The organism is Chloroflexota bacterium (assembly GCA_023475225.1).
Taxonomy (GTDB): domain Bacteria; phylum Chloroflexota; class UBA6077; order FW602-bin22; family JAMCVK01; genus JAMCVK01.
Genome location: JAMCVK010000048.1, coordinates 1 through 18,730 on the forward strand (window position 1 = coordinate 1; position 18,730 = coordinate 18,730).

Sequence of the window (18,730 nt, forward strand, 5' to 3'; positions counted from 1 at the left end):
ATCGGGGACACACATGGGCACGATCCTTCCTCTCGTGTGAGCGAGATGCGAGATTAAGGCAATCATCCCATGTAATGTCCCCTTTGTCACGTGCTCCATCAAAATCGAATCTGCCCACTCCTGAGGGACAAGCCCCCTTGGAACCCCCGTCGTTCGACAGGTCTCAGACCTCTTGACTTTTGCCCTCTTGAAACCATAATATGTCCTTCGCCGGCATCATCTGACTTAGGGCAAGGTCAATCACCAAAGTAGCTGTACACCGATGGTGATTCGGCCCCACCATCACTTCGCAAGGCACACGGGCTAGGGATATAGACCTCGCCCCGCTATTCTGAGATGGGAGAAGAGTTCATGGCTAAGACACTTATCTCCTCCTTAACCGAAGGACAAGATATTGCCGACCACTTTATGGTCAAATCCCGCTACCTGCGCCCCTTCCGAACCAAAGTAGGCTCCTTTCTTGTCCTGAAGCTGGGTGACAAAAGCGGCGAGATCCAAGCCAAGCTCTGGGATGATGGCGAATCCTGGTACAGACAGCTTAAGGAAGAGGATATAATCAAGGTCATCGGACACACGCAGAGCTATGAGGGCAGCCTGGAAATAGTGATCGACCAGCTCTGGTTGGCCAAGAATGGCGAATACGCCCTGGATGATTTCCTGCCGACTACAACCAAAAGTATCGCTAAGATGCTGGCGGAGTTACAGAATATAATAGCCAGCATCAATAATCCCTTTTTGCAAGGGCTGCTCCAGCGCATCTTCGATGAGGAAGACCTTGAAACATTTGCCCGGGCCCCAGCGGCTAAGGCTGTTCATCACGCTTATTTAGGAGGACTACTCGAACACACCTTAGAGGTAGTCGAATACTGCCGCGCCGCTCTGACCATCTATCCCCATATTGATCGCGATCTGCTGCTGACCGCTGCCATTCTCCATGACATCGGGAAGATAGAGGAATATGTGTTCGAGCGCAGCATCGACTTTAGCGACAAGGGCAGGTTGCTGGGACATATCGTCTTAGGGGAACAACTGGTTATGGACAGGGCGCGCCAGGACGCTGCCTTCCCTGAGGACCTTCTAATGAAACTATGTCATATGCTCCTGAGTCACCATGGACGATACGAGTGGAAATCGCCAAAGCGCCCGAAGACTATCGAGGCTTGTATCCTTTATCTCGCCGACTACTTCAGCAGCGAGGTAGCTATCTTTGCGGCTTCCCTCACTAACAATCAAGACTCCGCTACCACTTGGACAGATTACAATCGTTTTCTTGATCGCTCTGTTTTTACCGGCAACACCGCCTTCCATCCCCCCTCAGACGATGAACGTTACTAGAGCCATCGTTGGCAGGCTTAGGGTGAGATAGCCATCGTTATGAGGAGTAAAAGATGATATCAAGAAGCCAACTCCACGATTTGAAAGGATAGGCAATGGATATAACAACAGTAGCTCAACCCCTAACCGAAATAGACTGCGATGCCCTGGTCATCAATGTCTTTAAGGAGGAAACTACGCTGGATGAATCGCTACGAGTGCTTGATGATCGGCTCAATGGAGCGCTCGCCCGATTGCTAGAGAGCGGTGAGCTTGACTGTGAGCTCTACGCTACGGCCTTGCTGCATACAGGCGGACAGGTCGCTCCCGCCCGCCTTTGCCTCGTGCGTGGACATCAATGCGCCGAACTGAATGGAGAACGAGTGCGGAAAGTGGCGGGTGCGGCTGCTCGCTTCCTGCGCAAGCGAGGAGTGCAGCGTGCAGGTTTCTTCTTCCGCAGCAACCTCAATCCGACTGATCAAGCCGTGGCCATCACAGAGGGGACGATCATCGGATTGTATGAGCCAGATCACCACAAGACAGAGGGGAGAGAGAAGAGGACATTCACCCACCTAATCCTGGTCGCCCCACACCTGGCCGATGTCGAGCCTATGCAGACCGCTGTTGAACGGGGAAGCGTGCTGGCAGAGGCAACTAATTATGCTCGCTTCTTAGTGAACGAGCCGGCCAACAGTATGACTCCAGCAGCTATGGTCGAGCAAGCCCGCCAACTGGCGCAGACCTACAACCTGGAGTTCAAGGCCATCAACGAGCAGGAGATGGAGCGCTTGGGTATGCAAGCCCTCCTCTCAGTCGCCCGTGGCAGTGAGCAACCGGCCTACTTGATCGTTCTGAAATATAAGGTGGATAATGCCGCAGAAGAGACATTAGGGCTCATCGGCAAGGGTTTGACCTTCGATAGCGGGGGTATCTCTCTTAAGCCCGCGGAGGGAATGCGGGCAATGAAGATGGATATGGCCGGGGCAGCTGCAGTCCTAGCTACAATGCGGGCCATCGCTGAGCTGCAGCCCAGGATCAATGTCATAGCCATGGTGCCAGTAACCGAGAATCTGCCCAGCGGAAAGGCCTCAAGGCCGGGAGATATTGTACGAGCTATGAATGGCAAGACCATCGAAATCATCAGCACCGATGCTGAAGGGCGCATGATCCTGGCCGACGCCCTTGTTTATGCCCAACAGGAGGGTGCCAATGGACTGGTGGATATAGCCACCCTGACTGGAGCCTGCGTGATTGCCTTGGGGACGATGGTCAGCGGGGTTATGGGACGGCCTCAAGAATGGGTCGAGAGGCTCTTCACCGCCGCGGAGCAGGCTGGAGAACCAATGTGGCAACTGCCCCTCGTCCCAGAATATATAGAATACCTAGAGAGCGAGGTGGCTGATTTCACTAACGTAGGAGGGCGAGCGGCCGGCACCATCCAGGGGGCATTGTTCCTCCAACAATTCGTCAGGAATGATGTCCCCTGGGTACATCTGGACATCGCTGGCACAGCCTACAAAGAGACGGAGAAGGAGATACCCTATCTTGCCCGTTGGGCCACCGGCGTAGGGGTACGAACGCTGGCCAATCTAGCCTGCGCGCTGGCCGGTCAATAATAAACTGACGGCCAGCCTAATTCCATTAAAGAGCGATCCTCACTGCAGTCCTCATCGGATTGGCCTATAGCCTATAGAGAGAATGCCGCTATGTGCTACCTCTCTGATGAACCGCCGATCTTATCCAGGTATATTCTGGAGAATCATGCAGCACCATTTCTATCTCTAGGACTGCCAGGATTGCAGCTGGGTGATGACCTGGGCTAGATCCCGACACACTTTTCCTTTCGGCTCTATACAATCTAATAAGAGGGGCGATAATGCCTTGCCTCCAGCTGTCCAGTGACGACCAGCCACTCGCCAATCGGTCAACAATCCAAGGATACCTCTTTTAGACTCATCGTTCATCATCAAGGCATAAAAGAGACCAATCTCGCAGGCAACTTCGTCGTCCACCGTGAAGCCATCCAGTATGGCCACCATCGCTTCCGCCCCTCTCAATTGCTGGCGGCGTCTTTCGATAGCCATCTTCGCCTCACTCCTAGCTTCAGTAGTAGACATCATTTCATCCCAGGGAAGGAGGCAGTCGAAACCGTGCTGCTGCAATTCAGCTGCGATTTCGACGAGATATCGTCGCTCATAGGGCGTAGACATCGGTCCGGTACAATACACTTTCACTGTCTCACCCCTCCAGCTCTTTGCGCCATCGTTCTAGCTGAACGACAATCTCCCTCAGCTCCTGGCATACCTTTCCTACCCTCTCTATGCAGCCCAAAGAGAAGAGGTTCAAAAATTGTTCTGCCCCAGCCGCTCGTCGGCGATAAGCCCGAGAGTCGCTCAGCAAACCAAGGATTCCCTTTTTCGATGGATCGTTTTGCATCAGGACATAGAAAATACCAATCTCGCAAGCGGTGCCGCTGCTTATATCTGGCCCATCCAGTAAAGCGACGACGGCATTGGCTTCGGACAAGCCTCCATAATCAGCTATAAAGACTTGCTCTGCCGTTGGGGGACGTCCGGTAGTGATCCGTGTTTCTCCGTGTTCGTGGGGCACAAAACACTCAAAACCGTGATCCCTCAAGATCTTGGCGTTGTGGGAAGTGAATTCCCGCTGATAGGGAGTAAAAAGTGGCCCAGCACAGTAGATCTTCACCGTCTCCTCCTTACTTATAAGTAGCGAACAGGGACTGGCGAATCTGGTCGATGGTGGATATAGCATCGTGTCGTCGAACAGCTGCCAAAACCTCCTTAGCGTTAAGCCCTTGTGCCACCTGGTCCATAGCCTTAACGTTCCTTATGCTTAACTCCAAGGCCTTTCGCGGGTCTTCCCGTGTCGGGAACTGATCCAACGAATACCAACCATCGTAACCTATCTGTCGCAGCCAAAAGAGCAATTCCAAGAATTCAGCGAAGTGGACGGTGCCCACAACCATATCCCAATCCCAATCGCCATAGTTATCGTTAAGGTGCAGGTGAAATAGGCGGTTGTGCTTGTGCAGGATCACCGCCCACTCCGCAGGATTTTCGTAGGCCATAAAGGCGTGACCTGTATCCAAATTGGCGCCCACGTTAGGTAGGCCGACGGTGTTGGCCAGGAGCAACACCTTGGCAATACTGCCCAGAGCGCTATGCGTTCTGGGCTCCTTCAGCTTGGACTCAAGGCAGATCTTCACCTGGGGGTTATGACGGGCGCACTCATTCACGCCCTCAACCAACAACTCCCAGATTCGGCCGTGATCAACCTGGAGGGGATAATCATAGCCATCCTGCCCCATCCACAGGTTGATTCGGTTTGCCCCCAGCTCCTTAGCGATATCCATCGCCTCTTTTATTAACCCGATAGCATCTGCCCTGATGCGTTCATCCGGATTGGTCAAGGAGCCGTTTTGCCATTTGGCCTCTCCGCTGAGAGCCGGGCTCACCACAGAACAGTCCAATCCGTTATCTTTCAGGTAATCCTTAACCCTGGGTACATCCGTTTCCCTAAACAGGCTGGGGTAGTGCAGCTCGACCCCATTCAATCCATCAATTTGAGCCGCCAGCTCAATGCGCTCTTTTAGGGAGATAGGGGGCCGATAACCACCTGTGCAAAAGCGATCAATGCAGGGGCTAAATGGTATTAGATTTGTTGACCACTTCATTCCATCGCTCCTCAAAAACAGTTAGGATAGCCTTTCTCTCTGGCTCGGACAGGAAAGCACCATTCAAGGCATTGAGAACAGTCTTCTTTATTTCAGGCAGACCCCACCCAAACTCCTCAACTAACAGCTCGTATTCATGGGTGAGGTCAGTGCCAGCTACGGTAGGATCATCCGTATTGACTGTGACGGCCAATCCCTGGGCCAGAAAGCGATCAATCGGATGTTGGCTTAAGGATTCGGCGGCACCCGTTTGGACGTTACTCGTTGGGCACATCTCCAAGGTGACCCCTTTGTCTCCCACCTCTCGGAGCAGGAGGGGATCCTCGGCCAATCTAACCCCATGACCCAGTCTCTCTGCATAGAGTATATCTAGCGCTTCCCTGATGCTCTCCGGCCCAGCTCCTTCACCGGCATGGACGGTGCGATGCAATCCAGCGTCATACGCCCTTCGAAAGGCTTCTCGATGTGGATAACCGGGGTAGCCAGTTTCATCGCCGGCCAGGTCAACACCGACCACTTTATTTATCCCCTGATTGGCGATGGCCAGCTTGACGATCTCTGTGCTGAGCTCCGGCGGCTCGTCGCGGCGGCAGACGAGGATAAGACCACTCTTCAGCCCGAAATTCTTTTCCGCTCTCGTCAGGCCATTCGCCACTGCCCGCAGGGCCTCTTGGTAAGATAAACCGCCTCGGGTACATGATTGGGGAGCAAATTTAACCTCGGCGTAGATGACATTCTGTTTGGCCAGGTCCTCGATCAGTTCGTAAGAGATTCTCTCCAAGGACTCTGCATCCTGCATCACCGCGAAAGCCATATCTATCCGGCTAAGGTAGGCGGCCAGCGGCAGACGCATCTCGGAAGAACCCTGCCATTCCTCAAATGCGTCTGATAATGGCAGACCTCTCTGTCGTAAAAGTTCTTTGATCGTGGTTAAGCGCAGGGCCCCAACGGAATGGAGATGCAATTCCGCTTTGGGAAGGCGCTGTATCATCTCTCTATTAAGGACTGTCATAGGTTCCCTCCTTGCAATCTACGAACCAGCTCAATTTGGCGTTCAAGGTGGTGCAGGTTATTCGCTACGGCTTGAAACATCTGTTCAGCCAGGGAAAGGTTATCTATACTGTTTACCTGTTCCACCAGCTCAATCCAGCGGCGGGGGATGGCCTCCACGCCGCTAAAGGCGCCGGCGATGGCTCCCGCTATCGTGCCGATGGTGTCGCAGTCTCGCCCAAAGTTAGCGGCATAAAGCACTGCCGTCTCAGGCCGACCCCGGGCCAGATAAAAGAGGGCTAAGGCACAGGGGACAGCCTCGCGAGGGTCCACGGTATCCTCGTATCCCTCTGGGAAAATGCGCGGCCAGGGCATCAGGTATCTATTGTAGAACTGCTCGCGAAAGACAGTGTACTCCCTGCACTCGCGGGCCAGGGATATGGCCCTTTCGACATAGGGTCTGAATCCAGCCCCATCCAGATACACCACCGCCGCCTCACCGACCGAATCTGGGGTAGCCTCGGGGTTAAAAGCCTCCGCCACCGCAGCGGCCACGGCACAGGCGGCCTCCTGAGGGAACCCAGAATGAATCAGGGAGCTTACTTCGTAGGCATCCAACACGGCCTGCTGGGGATTGCAGGCGTTAATGATACCGACTGGAGCGATGGCCATAGCTGAGCTGTTGCTGATCATGTTGCCCCGTCCAATCTCCCGGGGTGGTAGATTGCCCAGCATGAGCTTATAATAAGAGTTCTGGACCGGCACGTAGAAATCCCTCGGATTCATCTCTTCCCGCCAGACCTCAGCCATATCGGCTGCTGTAACCCTGCCCCCCTTCTTGATGATAGCCCGACAGAGGAGATGCTTCAAGATAGTGTCGTCAGTACAGCTACCGGCTGGCCTACCCTTATGGATAGCGGCCGTCTCACCATAAGGGAGCAGGTCCCGCACCTCGCCGAATAACCGCTGAATGGTCTTGTAGTGCATCATCTCCGTTGGGCCACCCATCGCATCACCAATGGCCCCACCAGCTAGACAGCCATGAATCTTGCTAAACAATATGCTCGAGTGGTAAGATTCCATTAATGACCTCCCGAACGAGATACAGGGCATTAGGAAAATCCCGCCCCGCCCCAAACCTCGGGTTTCAGAGCCCTCACCCCCTAGAGAGGCTTCGCTCCTCTCTCTAGCAGGGAACAAGAAACCATCAGCGCCTCGGATCCTACGAGGTTTGCTCTATGCGCTCCTGCCGGCTCCCCCTGACCCTCTGGCGAGGCACTCTACAAAGCGATCAACCAAACGGCGTCCATCCACTTTAAGGCAGACATTAACATTGGGCGGTTTGCCCAACCGCCCGCGAAAATCAGCCACCGTCTGCCCATAGGTGATCATCCCCTTCGTCTCCACAGTTAAATATAGCTTCTTGACCGTAAACAGGGTTGGGTCAAGGGCATAGGCCACAGCAGGAACATCGTTAAAATGCATCCAAGGGCCTGCACCGTACAAGGTATACCCCTCAGCGCCAATATATCCCTGGCGCTCGCCAAGCATATGTTTTCGGCTTATAGCCGTCAGGAAATCGGTCATGGGGGTATGAGCAGCTCCGATAACAGCCATCTGCTCTTCAGTTACGTAGCAATGCTCGCAGACATCCAACCCTATCTGGGTCAAGGGCATCCCCGATTCACAAACGATATAGGCTGCCTCCGGATCGTTGTACATGTTGGCCGAGGCCACCGGGGTAGCGTTACCCATAGCAAAGATTGCTCCACCCATATAGATAACCTCCCTGACATTTTGAGCTATCTGCGGCTCCAGGCTCACGGCTAAGGCAAGGTTGGTCAGCGGGCCGAGGGCGATGACGGTTATCTCACCCGGCGCTTCCATAATTCGTGTGATGATCTGCTCAGCAGCCCGTCCAGGAGCCAGACAGCTGTGTGGTGGAGCGAAGGAGACGTCACCAAGCCCATCATCACCGTGAACGCGCTTGCCATATCTTGGCTCTTTCAACAGAGGCCTGGCCGCGCCTTGATATACAGGGATGTCTGACCTCCCAGCGACCTCCAGAACCTTCAAGGCATTGCGACTGCACTGTTCTATCTCTACATTACCATAGACAGTGGTCAATGCCTCTACCTGAAGTTGGCCGGAGGAGAGGGCGAAGAAGATCGCTGCCGTATCGTCTATCCCGGGGTCTGTATCGATGATCACCCGTTTCATTAATACCTCCATACTGCTTGAGATAGCTGATCGCATTTTGGCCATATTGAGCGGCCGAAGCGTAGTTAACCCCTAAGAAATTCCGTTCGCTACGGTGAAGTGATGGGGAGTGATTTTTGTCTTAGCCTTTAAGGCCAGACATAATCACACCTTTGACGTAGTAGTTTTGCAGGATCACGAACAAGATCAGGATAGGAAGGGTCGCCGCGGCACAACCAGCGAAGATCCAGCCCCAGAAGATATTCACATCGGTGCTGAAGGCGGCGATGGCTACCTGGACAACCTGTTTACTCTTATCCTGCATGATCACCAATGGCCAGAAGAAGGAATCCCAAGACCATAGGAATTGGACCAGGGCAAAGCTGACTAGGGCCGGACGTACGTTGGGTAGCATCACGTTCCAATAGACACCAAAGTGCGAACAGCCGTCGATGACCGCCGCATCCTCAAGATCCCGTGGTATCTGCATAAAAAATTGTCGCAACAGGAAGATACCGAAGGGACTGGCTATCCAGGGCACGATCAGCGCCTGGTAGGTGTTCTGCATCCCCAAATTCTTAACCACCAGGTACAGAGGCACGATAATGGCGTCGAAGGGAATGAGCATGGAGCTCAGGACGAGGACGAAGACAAGTTCCCGACCAGGGAATTGAACCCGGGCTAAGATATAAGCGATAAGCGAGTTTATGACTAGGGCTAGAACCACCGACGACGTAGCCACGAACAAGCTGTTGGCCATCGCCCGACCAAAGTCCAGCTTAAGGAAGATGTCCCAGAAATTCTGCAATGTAGGAGAGACTGGTATGAATGTATTCAGCGAGAGAGGATAGATATACTTAAAGATCTCCGCCTGTGTCTTCAGGGCAGAGAAGAACATCCAGGCATAAGGGATAAGGAAGATAAGGATGATCCCCAAGTAGAGCAGGACAAAGGTGGTTCTCTGGCTGGCCTGCTGCAAAGCCTTGCTCACCACCGCTCTCCTGGATGGTATCGCTCGTAGTTCAACAGGGATGGCCTTTTCGCTTACTTCTATGCTCTGTGGCATCTTGCTAATCTCCTTCTTGCCCCGACTGAATTAATATTCTACTGGACGACCGATGGCTCGCATCTGAAACAGGCTTATAGCCAAAATGATTACTAGCAAGATAACGGATAGGGCCGAGGCGTAACCCATAGCATTGTAGAAGAAGGCCCTCTCATAGATGTAGTACACGACCACCCTGGTAGCATCCCCTGGCCCGCCATGCGTCATTAAATAAACCGGGGTGAAAACGCGGAAGGCGAAGATCGTCTCCGTGACCAGGACGAAGAGGGTTGTACCTTTCAAAAGAGGAAGGGTGATATGCCGAAATCGCGACCAGGCGCCGGCTCCATCAATGGCTGCTGCCTCGTGCAGCTCCTCGGGGATACCCTGTAGACCGGCCAGGAAGAAGATCATGCTGAAGCCTACATCCTTCCAGATGGACATTAGAATGATGGAGGGCATGGCCTGGGTCTCATCGATCAGGAACTTCATGCGGGGCAAGCCCACGCTGGCCAACAGGCTGTTAAGTATGCCTTGGCTGGGATGATACATCATCAGCCATAACGTCGATACGATGACCAGCGAGGTCACCACCGGGATGAAGATGCTGGCACGGGTTACGGGAATAAACCAGCCGCTGCGGTTCACCGCCATAGCCAAAGCCAAGCCCAAGGCCATCTGGATGGGCACCTTCCCCAGCACATAATAGGCTACGTTAATGAGCGAAGTACGAAAGAGGGGATCACGGAAAGCTTCGTAATAATTATTTAAACCGATAAAGGTCATGGTCGGGCTAAGGAGGCTGTACTCGTAAAAGCCAATCCGGACAGCCTCAATCAGGGGGAGAAGACGGAAGATGAACAAGAGAATGAGGGCCGGGGCAGCGAAGGACACAATCGCAAACCACTTCTGATATGCTCGTTTTCGAAACACCTCTGCGGTGACGCTCACTATTTTTCCCCCTCCCTGGATATGAATGGGCAAAAGATATACCTGGTGGGGCATAGGTTATGCCCCACCAGGTAGGCCGCTCTACTTGGCGTACTTCTTCAGCTCGGCATCAATCTTGGTCGCCGCTGTTTTGATCGTGCTCTCCACCGGCAGTCCCTTGATGATGTCAGCCAAAGCCTGTTTTAGTAAAGTGCCGTACTCCGTATAGCCGGGCGTCTCCGGGCGCGAGTGCCCCCACTTGACCAGCTCCAGGTAGGAGATGTTCAGCGGGAAGGACTGATACTCGGGTATTTTGGCAAAGGTAGATTTGCGCGCTGATAGCCGGCTAATCAGGCTATACCAGGTAGGCGACATCTCCTTGCTGGTCATGAACTTGACGAACTCCTTGGCCTCCTTCTGATGCTTGCTGCCGGAGGTGATCATAAACATGAAACTGCCTGTATGGGTGATAGGGGTCTTGAAATAGGGCAACGGCGTGAGCGCCCAGGGTATATCCGGGTACTTCGTCTTCAGGATGATGCGTAGGTCCTCCGGGCGCATGTAGGTGGCCGCCTTGCCGGTCTCGAAGGCATCAGGGACCGTCGCCTGAGGGGAGAGCTTCCACTTGTTGAAGAAGTCGGACATGAACTGGAAGGCCTCCAGCGCCTGCGGCGTGTCGATGTAGCCAGTCACCTTGGTGCCATCAGGGCTCATCCCCAGAAAGGTGGGCGTGCCCGGCTTATCGTTGGAACGAACCATGGGTATCCAGTCATAGTCTGTCCCGATGCTGCGCGTCACCAGCCCCCAGACCTTGGGGACGCCACCGGGGGGGATAGGACCAACGACCTTGCGCAGGGCCTCAGCGAACTGGGGCCAGGTCCAGGCATCCTCCAGGGTCTTCGGTGGCTTAATGCCCGCCTCATCGAACATCTTGGTATTGTAGAAGATGACGATGGAGGACTGCTGGATCGGGCCAGCGTAGAGTTTGCCCTTCCAAGACCCTTCTTTCACCGAAGCATCGACGAAGTCATCCATATCTTCCTTGGTGTAGATGTCGTCCAGGGGGATGATGGAGCCAGCATAGGCATAGCCCTTGATATTAGGGCCATCGCCCCAGATGACATCGTGGGGATCGCCTGAGGCCAGGGAGACAGCGATCTTGCGGAAGAACTCCATGAAGGGCACTGTCTCATACGCTACCTTGATATTCGGGTGTTTTTCCTCGAACATTTTGAGGGCCTTAGCGAAGGCTGTATCTTGCGGCTCACCGCTGACAGAGAGGAACCTTATGGTGACTGGGGCCGGTGGCTTGGTCGGCGTCGGTGGCGCTGGCGTAGGAGTGGCTACAGCCACGGGGGTCGGCGCTGCTGGTGGGGCGGGCGGCTTGGTCGGCGTAGGGGTTGGGGCGGCCGCCGGAGCACAGGCGCTCACTACAAAACCCAACAACAAAATGACAACGATCGGCAGCAAAAATCGTCTTTTCACCGCAACTCTCCTTTCATAAAATTAGGCACCACGTTTCCACAGAAAGAAGGCGCAATCAATCATCCACCTCAATACCCTTGTCTTTCACCTCCTTATTCCACAAGGTTTCAACAAGAGCCACTTCTGCTTTCCAGGCTCGCCCACGGCGGTAAAGCAATATCTCGCTCCTGGATGGATCATCCCTGAACCAGAAAGCCATCTTCCTATCACTAAACATCGGCGATAACATTTTTCACAATGTGAAAGACCTTTGCATACATTATAGGGGTAAAAAAGAGCCCTTGTCAAGAAATTTTTCAAACCGGTAGTGTAACATCTTGTGTGTAAAAACAGAGGGGCGTATCCTTCCAAAGATAAGACAAACTTGAAAGGAGGTACGCCCCATGGCGCAGGTCAAAGACCTGACCAAACTAACAGTAGCGGATTTATGGCAGGAGGTCAAGGATGAAGAGGAGTGGTGGGGTGACTTGAAGGAGGAGACCCTCAGGGTGGTGAAGCGTCTTCTGGAAAGCGCTATGGAGGAAGAGATGATGGAGCAGCTTCGGGCTGGCCGCTATAGACGCACCGAGCTGAGGCGGGGATACCGCAACGGTTACCGACAGCGTAGTCTGCTCACTGAGCTAGGGCTGGTGGAACCCTTGCGAGTGCCCCGGGACCGGGAGGGAACATTCCAGCCCACTGTTATTCCACGCTACCAGCAACGCCAGGAGAAGGTGAATGGTCTGGTACGGGAGATGTTCCTACAAGGGGTCAGCACCAGAAAAGTGGGGAAGGTGTTGAAGCCCCTCTTAGGGACTGAGCTAAGCCCGCAGACAGTCTCTCGAATCAGCCGCAGTCTGGATGCCGAGGTGCGGCGCTTTCACCAGCGGCCTTTAGAGGACTGCTTTGAGTATCTGTTCCTGGATGGCCTTACCTTGAAGGTGAAGGCAGGTACCAGAGTAAGGAAGCGGCTGGTGCTATGCGCCTATGGGATCAGGAGAGATGGGCAGCGAGAGATGATAAGTTTTCGCCAGGCTACTGCCGAAAGCGAAGCCCAGTGGGAGGCCTTCCTGCGGGACCTGTATGAGCGGGGGCTACACGGGAAGATCCTGGCCCTGGTGGTTACCGATGGCAACTCCGGACTGCATCGGGCCCTGGACACCGTTTACCCCTACGTGCTCCGCCAACGCTGCTGGGTGCACAAGCTCAGGAATGTGGCAGTCAAATTACCCAGGAGGGTGCAAGAGCCCTGCCTTAAAGGGGCCAAGGCCATCTACCAGGCCCCTAACCGGCGGCAGGCAGTGGCTCGGTTTCGGGAATGGGCCCAGCAGTGGCGGCCTATCCAGCCCAGGGCTGTTAACTGTCTGGAGACAGACCTGGAGGAACTACTCAGTTTCCTGGACTGCCCCAAAGCTCATTGGCGTAAGGTGCGCACCACCAATGTCATAGAGCGGGCTTTCCGGGAGATAAGACGCAGGACCAACCCTATGAGCTGCTTCCAGAACCCTGCCAGCGTGGATCGGATTATCTATGGCATCATCAATAATCTCAACTCAACCTGGAAGGGAAAGCCCCTCTCGGAATTTACACACTATACTTGACACTACCTTCAAACCTTCTCGACAATCACCAATGCCCCACTACATCCCATGCCCTGTCCTTAGCTACCAGCGAGACGATCAGGCCAGGTTATGCTTCAGTCTCTCCCCCAGGTTGATTTGACCCTACAGGGATGGCCCGCGCACTTCTGTGTTAGCCAAACGTTCCAGGGGGAGAACCAAGGCAGCCATGTCCTGATCACCCAAGCCCATGGCCTTAGCCTCATTGAACACCTGCTCAGCCAAGCTGCCCAGGAGCAAGCGGACTTGTTGCTCTTTCCCCAATTCGCCGACGATTCCCAGGTCCTTACAAATGAGGCCGATCGAGGTGGCTGGGTGGAAGTTCCGTCTTAAGAATAGTGGTACAGAGCGCATAAGCATAGCACTACTACCAAAGCTGGTACTTAGAACATCGTACATAACCTGAGGGTCAACGCCGGCCCTTGTCCCCAGGACCATCGCCTCGACCACACCGGCCAGATTTATGCCGACCAAGAGCTGATTCGCTAGCTTGACGATGCTCCCATTGCCCACCGAGCCCACGTGATGGATATTCTTGCCCATCGCTTGCAGGATGGGTAGCACTTGATCAAAAGCACCCTTATCTCCTCCCACCATAATGGTTAGCGTGCCCGCCTGGGCACCAGCCGGGCCTCCACTGATAGGTGCATCAAGAAAGTAAGCCCCCTTCTCTCGGGCAGCCGCCGCTATCTCCCTGCTCGTGCTTGGCCCAACGGTGCTGTGATCGATGAGAATATGCCCCTCTCTTGTGGCTGAGATGATCCCCTCTGGCCCCAGAAAGACCTCCTCCACCGTGGCCGGGTTCGGCAGGCAGGTTAGGACGACATCACAGCCCCGTGCTACCTCCCTGGCTGAAGCGGCCCCACTAGCCCCCATTTGCACCAATTCCTCCACTACCGCTCGGCTCCTATTATGGACAGTGAGCGAAAAATTAGCCCTCAGCAGATTCAAGGCCATAGGCCGACCCATCTTACCCAATCCGATGAATCCAACCCTCATCTCTAAACTCCTAAGTGATTTCTACAAGACGTCAGGTTATCTTTTGAGCCCCAATATAGCAGAAAGATTTTTTCTCCGCAACGGCCAGGGAAGCTTGCCAGGAAAGGCCGCCCATGCTATTGTTAGGGCGGTACCCCCGGCGAAGGGAGGCCGGAGACGATGAGGGATGCTACAGCCAGAGTTCGGGGGGCTTAAAAAGGAAACGCCATACAATCATCTATCATATAGACAGGAGCGAGAAATGATCACTTTAAATACCCCTATTCAGATAAAGGGACTCCGAATCAGAAACCGTATTGTGATGCCTCCTATGAAGACAAATTACGCTGATGAACAGGGATTCGTCACCGATGAGATGATCGAATATTATGTCGAGCGTGCCAGGAACGGCGTCGGATTGGTCATCGTCGAGGCGACCGCTGTTACGTCGGATGGAGCTATCGGGCCTCGACAGCTAAATATCTACGCTGACCAATTCATGGACGGTCTACGTCGTTTGGCCAACAACATTAAGCATAGCGGGGCAGCCGTAGCTATCCAACTGGTGCACGGGGGAGCCAAATCCTATTCCCTCTCGCCCACTTTCCAACCGCTCGCCCCATCGGATGTTGCCCTTCGACCAGGGCCAGGACCCCGACCGCTTTCCCTTACTGAAATAGAAGAGATCAAACTAGCCTTCGCCAGCGCAGCGGAAAGGGCTGCTCAAGCCGGCTTTGATGCTATTGAACTCCACGCCGCCCATTACTTTCTACTTAGTCAATTCCTTTCACCACTGACCAACAGGCGCGATGATCGCTATGGAGGAGATGTAGTCGGCCGCAGCCGCTTCCTGTTGGAAATAGTCGCTGCAATGCGCCAACAGCTGGGTCCAGAATTCCCCCTACTCTGTCGCACGCACTGTCGGGAAACCCTTGAGGGTGGGCTAGATGAGCAGGATATCCTGCAAATAGCCCAGCTACTGGAGCATGCCGGGGTTGACGTTATCGATACCTCGGCTATCGTCCGTGCGGCGATCAGAGACAACTATGGCCAGACCTACGTTGAGACAGGTTCTACCCCACCCAAAGGGGCACCTGATGGCTATAATGCTCCTTATGCGGCGCGAATCAAGAGAGTAGTAAAGGTGCCAGTGATTACCGTGGGTAAAATCGCCGACCCGGCCGTAGCGACAAATATTCTAGAGGAGGGTCTAGCTGATATGGTCGCTGTTGGTCGTGGATTGATCGTCGATCCGGAGGTCGCCGCCAAGATGCTTGCTGGTAGGGGAGATACTATTATACACTGCGATGAATGCGATACCTGCTTTCGAAGCATCCGCACTACTGGTTCGCTGAAATGCTCCCTAAATAAGGACCTGTAAGGATGCTCGCTGAGCGCGTTATTGACCGGTTGAAAGAGATCCTTGGAGCAAGCGCCGTCCTGACCAGCGCGGAAGATAGATTGTTCTACTCCTATGATGCAACTATGCCCGAATATCTGCCAGACGCAGTCGTCTTCCCCCTGAACACTGAGCACGTCCAGCAGGTCCTGCGCCTGGCCAACGAGCTGAAGATCCCCCTGGTCCCCCGGGGTGCAGGTACCAACCTCAGCGGTGGCTCCCTCCCAGTTAATGGGGGCATTGTCCTTTGCCTCACAAAGATGGCCCGCATCCTGGAGATCGATCAAGAGAACCTAACTGCTGTCGTCGAACCGGGAGTAGTCAATGCCCACCTCCAGATCGCCGTGGCCTCTTATGGACTCTTTTACCCTCCTGATCCGGCCAGCATGAACGTTTGCACCTTAGGTGGTAATGTCGCCGAATGTAGCGGAGGACCACGCTGTCTGAAATATGGTGTCACGCGAGATTATGTTCTCGGACTGGAGATAGTCCTTGCCAATGGGGAGATCATCCACACCGGCGGACGTGTGGTCAAGAACGTGACTGGCTACGATCTGACACGGCTTTTTATCGGCTCAGAGGGCACCCTCGGCGTGGTAACTAAGATCATCTTACGTTTGCTTCCACTGCCGGAAGCCAAGAAGACACTGCTGGCTATCTTCGATCACATCGGTGCGGCCGGGGCAGCCGTTAGCGCCATCATCGCCGCTGGCATTGTCCCTACAACCCTTGAGCTGATGGATAATCTCCTGATTCAGTGTGCTGAGGACTTTGTCTCGGCTGGTCTACCCAGAGATGCTCAAGCCGTCCTGCTTATAGAGGTAGACGGTTTCGCTGAGTCGCTTGATAGACAGGTCCAACAAATCGAGACGATCTGCCGCCAAAATATGGTGCGTGAGGTACGACAGGCCAGGACAGCGAAGGAGGTTGACGACCTCTGGTTAGCACGGCGAAGCGTCATCGGTGCTGTGGCCAGGCTACGACCCAGCTATCATCTCCAAGATATCACTGTGCCTCGTAGCCAATTGCCAGCCATCATTGCTAAGATCGGTGAAATCTCTCAAAAATACGGCCTTCCCATCGGAAATCTAGCCCACGCCGGCGATGGTAACCTCCATCCTTTAATCCTTTTCGACAAGCGCAACAAGGATGAGGTAGCACGCGTCCAGTTCGCTGAAAGAGAGATCTTCGCTGCGGCCCTAGAGATGGGAGGCACGCTGAGTGGAGAACACGGCATCGGATTGGAGAAAAGAGATTATCTCCCCCTGGCATACAGTCCGCTGGAAATGCATCTCACCAGAGAAATCAAGCGTCTATTCGATCCTAATAACATTCTAAACCCGCACAAGATTGTCTGAATCGGATTCCAGCCCGCGGTCATCTTATCTTCCCCAAAGGCCACTCGACTCAGATGCTCTGACCTCACGAACCTTAACCAAAAGGATCGTGCCTATCAGAAAACAGATAGCCCCACCAAGGAATAAGACCGTGTATCCCTGATTCGGTTGCTGCGCATTGAAAAAATCGATCAATGGTCCGGCCAGACGAGACAAGGCGGCCGCTCCGGCTGTGGCGATGTTAGAGATTCCTAGGTAGCGAGCGCTCTCCCCTAAAGGAATCAACTTGATGATGAGAGCCCAGTTTGCAGTAAGGAAGATACCCAAAGAACTGCCGAAAATCCCTCCACAGGCTAGGACGTAGCTATAATCATGGGCGAGAAGCATCAACAACATGGCCACCATCCCTCCCACTCCGGAGATTACGAGGAGGAATTTACACCCCAGTCTATCCGCTAGATACCCGGCCGGATAGACGATAACCAGAAGACTGATAACGACAACTATCATTAAATCGGCTGTAACGCTAGCCGGGTTTGGGACCTGGAGCACATCCTTGATGAAGTAGAGGAAGAAACTCTGCACGGCTGTAGCGCTAATCAAAATGAAGAAGCGGGAAACAAGGAGCCAGACGAAGTCGGGATAGCGACGAATGTCCACCTTGAACGTATCTCTTATTGTCGGAAGCAATGGCACTTTCGCCGTCGCCGGCAGGGGCTCTTCTTGGACAGTAAGGACGGTAACAAGCATCGTCCCCAAGAGCACGGCCATGATCGAAACCACCGCCAGCCAAACTTGTCCTTGATCGATGAAAAAGCTGGCCACCTTCACCGCCGCTATGGTACCGACCATCTCAGCGAGGTTCTTCACCCCAACAGCTATCCCCCTTCTCTGGGGAGGAACAAGGTCGGGGATAAGTCCCTGATAAGCGCCGTGGGCCGTATTGGACGAAAGTTGCAATAGTAAGTAGCTTACGAAGAGGAACCAATAATTGCCCGAAATCACCACGGCGGTGAGAAAAAGCAGATCCAGCAGTGTACCCAGGAAGACGTAAGGGCGGCGGCGTCCCCAGGAAGAGGTTGTGTGGTCGCTGATCGCTCCTACCAGAGGCTGGACAAGCATAGCCAGCATCAGACCGCTGAAGGTCATCATCCCCAAGTAGGTGCCTTGTAAGGCCTGGGGGGCAAAATCTAACACCCTTATCGGTAGAATAATTGGGTGGAGGCTATTCCAGAGGAAGGCTAAGGCGAACCAGTAAATACTGATGCTGATGTAATCTGAAAAGGCGAGCTTCTTTATCGCCACCCCGTTCCTTACCGCTTCTCGTAGTTTGGTATGGAGAGGAACAAAGATATGCAACACCCCTTCAAGGTAGAGTAGCCCCGACAAATATGGCTCTCCACCTCAGGATGGATTACAACAACATGCAACCTTGCCCTACTAGGTGGACGCATGCACTCCGCGGGTTCTATTCCGGATCGAGACGAGGGTGGCCTGGTCACGACCCTCAGGCTACAACCATCACCATCAAGGTGAGTGTGCTCTTTAGTCCATCGAGGCCGTGTACCTGATTCATTATAAGCCGGCCAATGGCATTGGAATCCTCGGCTTGGATGGTGGCCACGATGTCGTACGGCCCGGCGACCACATCTGCCCCGCTGATGCCCGCTATGCTGCGCAGTTGGTTCACAACAGAAGCAGCCTTACCTACATCGACGTTGATCAAAACGTATGCCTTCGCCATACTTGTCCTCCTTC

Annotated in this window: 18 protein-coding genes; 5 read left to right on the forward strand and 13 right to left on the reverse strand. The window is 54.0% G+C overall.

Going from position 1 to position 18,730, the window contains the following annotated elements:
* Positions 1 to 351 precede the first annotated feature (351 nt).
* Both M1136_12075 and M1136_12080 read left to right on the forward strand, forming a co-directional pair.
* Positions 352 to 1,335, forward strand: a complete 984-nt coding sequence (locus M1136_12075; protein MCL5076360.1) for an HD domain-containing protein — start codon at positions 352 to 354, stop codon at positions 1,333 to 1,335.
* A 95-nt stretch (positions 1,336 to 1,430) separates the two neighbouring features.
* Positions 1,431 to 2,930, forward strand: coding sequence for a leucyl aminopeptidase (locus M1136_12080; GenBank protein MCL5076361.1), 1,500 nt, complete (start codon positions 1,431 to 1,433; stop codon positions 2,928 to 2,930).
* A gap of 165 nt (positions 2,931 to 3,095) precedes the next feature.
* Here M1136_12080 and M1136_12085 read toward each other — a convergent pair whose 3' ends face one another.
* The 10 genes from M1136_12085 to M1136_12130 form a co-directional block, all read right to left on the reverse strand.
* Positions 3,096 to 3,548: a nucleoside 2-deoxyribosyltransferase gene (locus tag M1136_12085; protein ID MCL5076362.1), complete on the reverse strand. Its 453-nt coding sequence runs from the start codon at positions 3,546 to 3,548 to the stop codon at positions 3,096 to 3,098.
* 4 nt (positions 3,549 to 3,552) lie between these two features.
* The gene (locus M1136_12090) at positions 3,553 to 4,023 is read right to left on the reverse strand and encodes a nucleoside 2-deoxyribosyltransferase (protein ID MCL5076363.1); all 471 of its coding nucleotides are present in this window, start codon (positions 4,021 to 4,023) and stop codon (positions 3,553 to 3,555) included.
* Positions 4,024 to 4,033: 10 nt separating this feature from the next.
* Positions 4,034 to 5,011 (reverse strand): sugar phosphate isomerase/epimerase, encoded by a 978-nt coding sequence (locus M1136_12095; GenBank protein ID MCL5076364.1) that lies wholly within the window; start codon positions 5,009 to 5,011, stop codon positions 4,034 to 4,036.
* Positions 4,980 to 6,023 carry an adenosine deaminase gene (gene add, locus M1136_12100; GenBank protein MCL5076365.1) on the reverse strand — a complete coding sequence of 348 codons (1,044 nt, stop codon included), beginning with the start codon at positions 6,021 to 6,023 and terminating at the stop codon, positions 4,980 to 4,982. Before add ends, M1136_12095 begins: the two co-directional genes overlap by 32 nt.
* A complete protein-coding gene (locus M1136_12105; protein MCL5076366.1) occupies positions 6,020 to 7,084 on the reverse strand; it encodes an ADP-ribosylglycohydrolase family protein in 1,065 nt (354 codons plus the stop codon). The genes add and M1136_12105 overlap by 4 nt, the downstream gene beginning before the upstream one ends.
* Positions 7,085 to 7,237: 153 nt before the next feature.
* Entirely contained in the window at positions 7,238 to 8,221 is a 984-nt protein-coding gene (locus M1136_12110) for a nucleoside hydrolase (protein MCL5076367.1), read from the reverse strand.
* Positions 8,222 to 8,342: 121 nt separating this feature from the next.
* Complete coding sequence (locus M1136_12115) at positions 8,343 to 9,266, reverse strand: carbohydrate ABC transporter permease (protein ID MCL5076368.1); 924 nt, start codon at positions 9,264 to 9,266, stop codon at positions 8,343 to 8,345.
* Between the two features lie 30 nt (positions 9,267 to 9,296).
* Positions 9,297 to 10,196 carry a sugar ABC transporter permease gene (locus M1136_12120; GenBank protein MCL5076369.1) on the reverse strand — a complete coding sequence of 300 codons (900 nt, stop codon included), beginning with the start codon at positions 10,194 to 10,196 and terminating at the stop codon, positions 9,297 to 9,299.
* Positions 10,197 to 10,277: 81 nt separating this feature from the next.
* Positions 10,278 to 11,660: an extracellular solute-binding protein gene (locus tag M1136_12125; GenBank protein MCL5076370.1), complete on the reverse strand. Its 1,383-nt coding sequence runs from the start codon at positions 11,658 to 11,660 to the stop codon at positions 10,278 to 10,280.
* A gap of 55 nt (positions 11,661 to 11,715) precedes the next feature.
* On the reverse strand, positions 11,716 to 11,877 hold the full coding sequence (locus M1136_12130) for a hypothetical protein (protein ID MCL5076371.1): 162 nt from the start codon (positions 11,875 to 11,877) through the stop codon (positions 11,716 to 11,718).
* A 166-nt stretch (positions 11,878 to 12,043) separates the two neighbouring features.
* Between M1136_12130 and M1136_12135 the strand changes: the two genes are divergently transcribed.
* Positions 12,044 to 13,240: an IS256 family transposase gene (locus M1136_12135; protein ID MCL5076372.1), complete on the forward strand. Its 1,197-nt coding sequence runs from the start codon at positions 12,044 to 12,046 to the stop codon at positions 13,238 to 13,240.
* Positions 13,241 to 13,363: 123 nt separating this feature from the next.
* On the opposite strand, the gene M1136_12140 is transcribed toward M1136_12135, so the two are convergent.
* Positions 13,364 to 14,257, reverse strand: a complete 894-nt coding sequence (locus tag M1136_12140) for an NAD(P)-dependent oxidoreductase (GenBank protein MCL5076373.1) — start codon at positions 14,255 to 14,257, stop codon at positions 13,364 to 13,366.
* Between the two features lie 241 nt (positions 14,258 to 14,498).
* Between M1136_12140 and M1136_12145 the strand changes: the two genes are divergently transcribed.
* Complete coding sequence (locus M1136_12145) at positions 14,499 to 15,617, forward strand: NADH:flavin oxidoreductase (protein MCL5076374.1); 1,119 nt, start codon at positions 14,499 to 14,501, stop codon at positions 15,615 to 15,617.
* Between the two features lie 2 nt (positions 15,618 to 15,619).
* Positions 15,620 to 16,993, forward strand: coding sequence for an FAD-binding protein (locus tag M1136_12150; GenBank protein ID MCL5076375.1), 1,374 nt, complete (start codon positions 15,620 to 15,622; stop codon positions 16,991 to 16,993).
* A 24-nt stretch (positions 16,994 to 17,017) separates the two neighbouring features.
* On the opposite strand, the gene M1136_12155 is transcribed toward M1136_12150, so the two are convergent.
* Both M1136_12155 and M1136_12160 read right to left on the reverse strand, forming a co-directional pair.
* Positions 17,018 to 18,361 (reverse strand): MFS transporter, encoded by a 1,344-nt coding sequence (locus M1136_12155; protein MCL5076376.1) that lies wholly within the window; start codon positions 18,359 to 18,361, stop codon positions 17,018 to 17,020.
* Positions 18,362 to 18,479: 118 nt separating this feature from the next.
* A complete protein-coding gene (locus tag M1136_12160) occupies positions 18,480 to 18,716 on the reverse strand; it encodes an Lrp/AsnC ligand binding domain-containing protein (protein MCL5076377.1) in 237 nt (78 codons plus the stop codon).
* Positions 18,717 to 18,730 lie beyond the last annotated feature (14 nt).

Coding starts and splice junctions, on each gene's coding strand:
- M1136_12075 (MCL5076360.1), top strand. CDS start 352: ATGGCTAAGACACTTATCTCCTCCTTAACCGAAGGACAAGATATTGCC.
- M1136_12080 (MCL5076361.1), top strand. CDS start 1,431: ATGGATATAACAACAGTAGCTCAACCCCTAACCGAAATAGACTGCGAT.
- M1136_12095 (MCL5076364.1), bottom strand. CDS start 5,011: ATGAAGTGGTCAACAAATCTAATACCATTTAGCCCCTGCATTGATCGC.
- add (MCL5076365.1), bottom strand. CDS start 6,023: ATGACAGTCCTTAATAGAGAGATGATACAGCGCCTTCCCAAAGCGGAA.
- M1136_12105 (MCL5076366.1), bottom strand. CDS start 7,084: ATGGAATCTTACCACTCGAGCATATTGTTTAGCAAGATTCATGGCTGT.
- M1136_12110 (MCL5076367.1), bottom strand. CDS start 8,221: ATGAAACGGGTGATCATCGATACAGACCCCGGGATAGACGATACGGCA.
- M1136_12115 (MCL5076368.1), bottom strand. CDS start 9,266: ATGCCACAGAGCATAGAAGTAAGCGAAAAGGCCATCCCTGTTGAACTA.
- M1136_12130 (MCL5076371.1), bottom strand. CDS start 11,877: ATGTTTAGTGATAGGAAGATGGCTTTCTGGTTCAGGGATGATCCATCC.
- M1136_12135 (MCL5076372.1), top strand. CDS start 12,044: ATGGCGCAGGTCAAAGACCTGACCAAACTAACAGTAGCGGATTTATGG.
- M1136_12140 (MCL5076373.1), bottom strand. CDS start 14,257: ATGAGGGTTGGATTCATCGGATTGGGTAAGATGGGTCGGCCTATGGCC.
- M1136_12145 (MCL5076374.1), top strand. CDS start 14,499: ATGATCACTTTAAATACCCCTATTCAGATAAAGGGACTCCGAATCAGA.
- M1136_12150 (MCL5076375.1), top strand. CDS start 15,620: ATGCTCGCTGAGCGCGTTATTGACCGGTTGAAAGAGATCCTTGGAGCA.
- M1136_12160 (MCL5076377.1), bottom strand. CDS start 18,716: ATGGCGAAGGCATACGTTTTGATCAACGTCGATGTAGGTAAGGCTGCT.